We start from the raw sequence: 5,791 nt of genomic DNA, 5'->3' as shown, positions 1-5,791 counted from the left end.
GATTCAAGTTAATCACTCCAAAAATATAATAAAATTAATTTGAAATAGATCGTTTCTTAATCGAATGATTTTCATGAACGACTGTTGCAATAACTTTCACCATCATATATGCTCGATTTAAAAATGTCTATAAAATTTAGAATAGGGTGAATAAATTGTGATTAAAATTGCGTGTATTCAATCTGACGTTATATTAGGTGAATCAAAGGCTAATTTAGAGAAAATGAAAACTCAAATAAACGATGCTGTTAAAGAAAATGTTCGTGTAATCGTATTACCTGAGCTATGGACAACAGGCTATTGTCTGGAAGAAATTGGTTTGCACACAGGTGAACAAGAAGCGGTTATTTCTGAACTTCAGTCAATCGCAAAATCAAATAATGTAATATTGATTGCTGGTTCGTTCCCAATTGCAAGAGAAAATGGTGTTACGAATACATTAATTGTTATTAACAGTACTGGTAAATTAGTAAAAACTTATGATAAAGTTCACTTATTCCAGTTAATGAACGAGCATCACTATCTTCAATCGGGGGAAACAGATGGTCTTTTTGAAATCGATGGATTAACTGCTGCAGGTTTTGTCTGCTATGATTTGCGTTTTCCTGAATGGATTGGAGCTCATTCTCAAAAGGGTGCAAAAGTTTTATTTTTTGTTGCCGAATGGCCAATTCAAAGAATGAATCATTGGGAAATCTTATTAAAAGCCAGAGCAATCGAAAATCAGTGTTATGTTGTTGCATGTAATCGAGTAGGAAAAGATTTAGCGAATACATTTGGTGGAGGATCAATGATTATTGACCCTTGGGGAGAAGTAGTAACCAAAGGTAGCACGAATGAAGAAATCGTTTTTGGGGAAATTGATCCGAAAAAAGTCGATGAAATACGCGGTACAATCCCTATTTTTGAAGACAGAAAAGAAGATATTTACAAAAAGTTTTAAAAAAGTAATTGACAAATTAAAAATCTATAAACTAAAATACGATTATAAAATCAAATATGCGAACTCTTATTTCGAGTAGGCGGAGGGATTTGGCCCGACGATGCCCAGCAACCGACCGTAATACCATTGTGAAATGGGGCGTATTGTTTACGCCTGAGCTTAAATGCTCAGTAAGGCACGGTGCTAATTCCAACAGAAAAGAAATTTTCTGGTAGATAAGAGACGAAAGCCAATTAGTATTGCCTCTTTTCGTCTCGGAAAAGAGGCTTTTTATTTTGCAAAATTCAAGGGGGATGAATTTAGTGACTGTCATTGAACGAAAAGAATATAGACCTTTAACAGAAGCAACTGCAATTACTTATTTACAAAAACTTGGCTATTTTAAAAATGAACTATGTGAATGTATAGAAATTGGGGATGGGAATTTAAATTTAGTGTTTAAAGTTAATCCAGTAGGAAGCAAGAAAGGGTTAATTATAAAACAGGCACTACCATACGCAAAAGTTGTTGGTGAAAGCTGGCCACTTACATTAAAGCGAGCTACGATCGAGAGTAATGCGACAAAAATATACAATGAGTTAATCCCGTTACATGCACCAAAAATTTTAGAACATGACGAAGATCAAGCTGTAACTGTAATGGAGGATCTTTCACACTTACAAATTTTACGAAAAGGTTTCATTGAGAAAAAAAGCTATCCGTTTTTAGCTGAACATATCGGTGAATTTTTAGCAAAGTCATTATTTTTCACTTCAGATTTCGGAACTACACCAGCTAAGAAAAAAGAGCTAGAGTATCTTTTTAATAATCCGGACTTATGTGATATAACAGAAAATCTTGTTTATACAGATCCATTTTTTAACAGTGAAACAAATAGCTTTGAAGAAGAATTAACAGAAGAAATTCAAGAACTATGGAATGATGCAGATCTACAAATTGAAGTTGCGAAACTAAAATTAGATTTCTTATCGAAAAAAGAAGCTTTATTACATGGTGATTTACATACGGGAAGCATTTTCGTATCTGAAACAGAAACAAAAGTAATTGACCCGGAATTTGCATTTGTCGGACCAATCGGATTTGATTTAGGGCAAATTCAAGCAAATTTACTTTTTCAACTTTTCAGCCGTACTGAACTAAAAGACGAAATAATTGAACACATTTTAAACATTGAAAAAGTGTTTAATGAATCATTTATTCGACTATGGGAAGAGCATAGTGTTAGACCATTTAACCAAAAAGCTCTAATTAAAGAAAAATTAGAAGGTTATTGGGTGGATGCAATTGGGGTTATTGGATGTGAATTAATCCGAAGAAGTATCGGTCTTGCTCACGTTGAAGATATTGATTCACTAGAACATAATCAAAAAATTGAAGCAAAGAAAAAAGTCTTAAAATTCGGAGTTTATTGTATAAAAAATAGATTTACTATTAGAAATATTGGAAATTTACTTATTGGATTGGAGTAATAATCGATGACTACATTACAGCAAATACCTGAATCATTACAATGGAACGGTGAAAGTTTAAAAATTTTAGACCAAACTAAACTACCAACGGAACTACACTATTTTGATGCAACGACATTATTAGATGTACGTGAAGCAATCGTAAAATTACAAGTAAGAGGAGCACCAGCAATAGGTTTAGCAGCTGCATATGGACTTTATTTAGGTGTGCGAGAAATAGAAACTGACCAAATTGATGAATTTCATCAACAAGCAAGATTATTAGCGGATGAACTAATTAGTGCTAGACCAACTGCAGTAAATTTAGCCTGGGCTGTTGAAAAACTAATTAGCTCTAGTAAAGAAGCAGCGACTGTATCCGAAGCTAAATTAATCATCATGGAAGAAGCAATTAAATTACATGTAGCAGATGAGGCAACTTGCAAGGAAATCGGTGAAAACGCTTTAACATTATTACATGACGGCGCAGCAGTATTAACTCATTGCAACGCAGGGAGTATTGCGACAAGTCGATACGGAACAGCTTTAGCTCCACTTCACTTAGCAAAAGAAATAGGCTGGGAAATTTCGGCTTATGCAACAGAAACTAGACCATTATTCCAAGGTGCTAGACTGACATCTTGGGAATTGAACCAAAGTGGTATCCCAGTTACATTATTAACTGATAATATGGTCGGCTACTTATTACAAAATAAAAAAGTAGATGCAGTTATTGTTGGTGCCGATCGCATTACTGCTAATGGAGACACTGCAAATAAAATTGGAACATTACAATTAGCGATTTTAGCTAACTTTTACCAAGTTCCATTTTATGTAGCTGCTCCTTTATCAACAATCGATTTATCAATCGATACAGGGAATGAAATTGTAATTGAACAACGCGATCGTACTGAAGTAACGCATATCGGAAATGTTCAAATTGCCCCAGAAGGAATCGATGTACTAAACCCAGCGTTTGACGTAACGCCGAATGAATTAATAACGGCGATTATTACAGAAAAAGGAATTGTTTCTAGCGATTATAAAGAAACGTTTAAAAGTTGGGAGCAAGAGTAATTTAATTCAACGCAAAAGTCCCCCAACTTGTTATTGAGGGACTTTTGAACGGAAATTTAATGATTGCATTGTGAAAAATCGATTACCGTTTATGAGTTAAGTTCTTCCCTAGGAAATACTTAAAAAGAGCAGATTTTCTCCTTCTTGTACAATTTAATTAGTATAAGATTGGGTGGCAATTAAAAACAAGGTAAGTTGTTTTTAAAAATATAAAAAACCCTATTAACCAGATTTTGAGTTTTCGAAATATACGTTTATGTGAAACGGAAACTTCTATTAATATAGAAACTATATATAAAATTTTCCAGTAACAAAAGAAAACATATAAAAGCTAATCCTTAACTGTTGGATTGGCTTTTTTAGCTCAGCATGCTTTAATCGTTAAAATGGCGATCTAATCTAATTGGTACTTTAGTTGAATAAGTTGTACTGGATTTTTGTGTTAATATGATCTGTAAAGTAGGGATATATTGATTAATGAAATATAAAGAATCCTTAAAGATTCTACCGAAGATGAAGTGAAATCACTTTTATTTCAAAGTTATTTGCGAATCAATATGATTGAAGAAACTGGTCAATATACTAAAGGGCAATTTGTGGATGACTTGATAAAGTCATATGAGGATTTTTTGAATTATAAAAGAAACCAAACCAGTGTTAAAAATAATCAAATCTACAAGGTCATACATATTCTTTTTGGTGATTCAGCAGCTGGTAGTTTAAAAAATATATTAAGAAAAATGGAATTACATGATGAAGAAAAGGTTATCTCATTTTCTGATCTGTTTTCTATTGGTCCAATTTGGCAATTGCATGATCTGTCGGGGCTTAAAAATAGATACCAATGGTTAAGAAATCATCTAATCATTGATGATGATTAGATTGATGAATACATACTTAATTTTAATCATGCCACCTCGATGATCAATTCAATTCCTAAAAATACAAAAATTATAATTTGGGTTGGAGAAAACTCTCACGAACAGACTGCATTAAGATTTGTTCAGTATTTATTAAAAGATAAAAGTAACGAGTTATTCTTAATAGATACAACTAAGGAATATAAAAAACTATTTGATATCCCAGATTCTGATGGTTATCCGTTACACACTGGAGAAATTGTACCCGAGAATTTAAGAATTATTTATGAGAACGGTAGAAATTTCTCGTCAGTAAGTGAAGAGCAACGTGAAAAAATGGAGGAAGAATGGCAAGCGATATCTTCCACACAAGAGGTACTTAGGGTATGGGAAAATAAAGAGATAAAGAGTGTAGATGAAGCCTATTTTGATTACTTTATTATCAATAAAGCTAATAAGCTACATAAAGAGCAAGAGAAAATTGAATTTATGAAATCAGCTCGTCTAATTGGTGAAGTAATTGGCTATTTAGACCAATATGTTGGTGATGAGTTTATTGAGTACAGAGTCAGACAATTGATCATGAATGGCGTTTTTGAAATAGAAGGTGTTCCAAAAGGAATGAGGTAGTATAGTGTGAAGCTCAAAAATAAATAGAATTATTGCACTAACCCGTAGTTAGTTGTAAAATTTGATAGGCTGTTCAGTCGATTTTTTTTGTTTAGTAGATTGTTTGTAATATCTTAAATTCTATATAAGAAAAGACATTCATAAAAGATCCAATGATTGGTCATTAATTAAATTTATTTCTCTATTAATGTCTATTATCAAGAAATTACGAAATTGATTTTGGTAGAAAGTATTTTATTAATTTCAAATAAAAGCAGATAAAGTTAAGCTTATTTTAGGGTTAAACTGATATATTCTTACTGAAAATTTTTCTTTCTTTTTAGGTGGCTTCTTTTTTGAAGTCGCCTTTTTTTATATTGGTTTTAAACTCGGAATTTACTTTGGTAGCTCTTTTTTATTCAATAAAATGGCAGGATCGTTCAATAAGATAACTATGAAATGGAAATATGTTAAAATACTTAGTGCGAACCTAAATCATTAATTATTATTAAAAGAGGTGAAATTATGAAAAATTTCAGCGATTTCGATAATATTATTAATGGATTGGTTTTGATTGGAATAATTTATGTAATTCCAGGATTCAACGAACTAATTGCTTTAATTGGTTTTTTATCATTAGTATTCGGGGCGATATGTAGCTTTAAAGCATTTTCCAAAAGAGAAAGAGGGAACACTAAGTATTTTGCAGTATCTTCGTTTTTTATCATANNTTTTATTGATTACTTGGTTGGAACCGTTCCTAATATTAGGTATGTTAACATGGATTAAGAATTAATGTTTAAAAACCCGACTGAATTATTAAATAAGTGTCTCCCAGTAAAGTATATAATATA

4 protein-coding genes, 1 pseudogene and 1 riboswitch are annotated in these 5,791 nt (G+C 32.0%); all 5 genes and pseudogenes read left to right on the top strand.

The features are described 5' to 3' along the window. Positions 1-160 precede the first annotated feature (160 nt). The 5 genes and pseudogenes from CN514_RS24365 (at position 161) to CN514_RS24345 (ending at position 4,958) form a co-directional block, all read left to right on the top strand. Positions 161-943, top strand: coding sequence for a carbon-nitrogen family hydrolase (locus tag CN514_RS24365; RefSeq protein WP_141529519.1), 783 nt, complete (start codon positions 161-163; stop codon positions 941-943). Positions 944-1,006: 63 nt separating this feature from the next. Then, positions 1,007-1,165, top strand: a riboswitch (SAM riboswitch). Between the two features lie 71 nt (positions 1,166-1,236). Further along, entirely contained in the window at positions 1,237-2,412 is a 1,176-nt protein-coding gene (mtnK, locus tag CN514_RS24360) for an S-methyl-5-thioribose kinase (RefSeq protein ID WP_098234777.1), read from the top strand. Positions 2,413-2,418: 6 nt separating this feature from the next. Then, on the top strand, positions 2,419-3,468 hold the full coding sequence (gene mtnA / locus CN514_RS24355) for an S-methyl-5-thioribose-1-phosphate isomerase (protein ID WP_098234776.1): 1,050 nt from the start codon (positions 2,419-2,421) through the stop codon (positions 3,466-3,468). A gap of 557 nt (positions 3,469-4,025) precedes the next feature. Beyond that, positions 4,026-4,508: pseudogene (locus CN514_RS24350) on the top strand (DUF1835 domain-containing protein); the annotation flags it as partial. 3 nt (positions 4,509-4,511) lie between these two features. After that, the gene (locus CN514_RS24345) at positions 4,512-4,958 is read left to right on the top strand and encodes a DUF3658 domain-containing protein (protein ID WP_286141825.1); all 447 of its coding nucleotides are present in this window, start codon (positions 4,512-4,514) and stop codon (positions 4,956-4,958) included. The last annotated feature ends 833 nt before the right edge of the window (positions 4,959-5,791 follow it).

The sequence above is a fragment of the Bacillus sp. AFS001701 genome (genome assembly GCF_002559405.1).
Classification (GTDB): Bacteria; Bacillota; Bacilli; order Bacillales; family Bacillaceae_G; genus Gottfriedia.
Note: the sequence above shows the minus strand (reverse complement) of the source record. Positions and strands in the feature narration are given on the sequence as shown.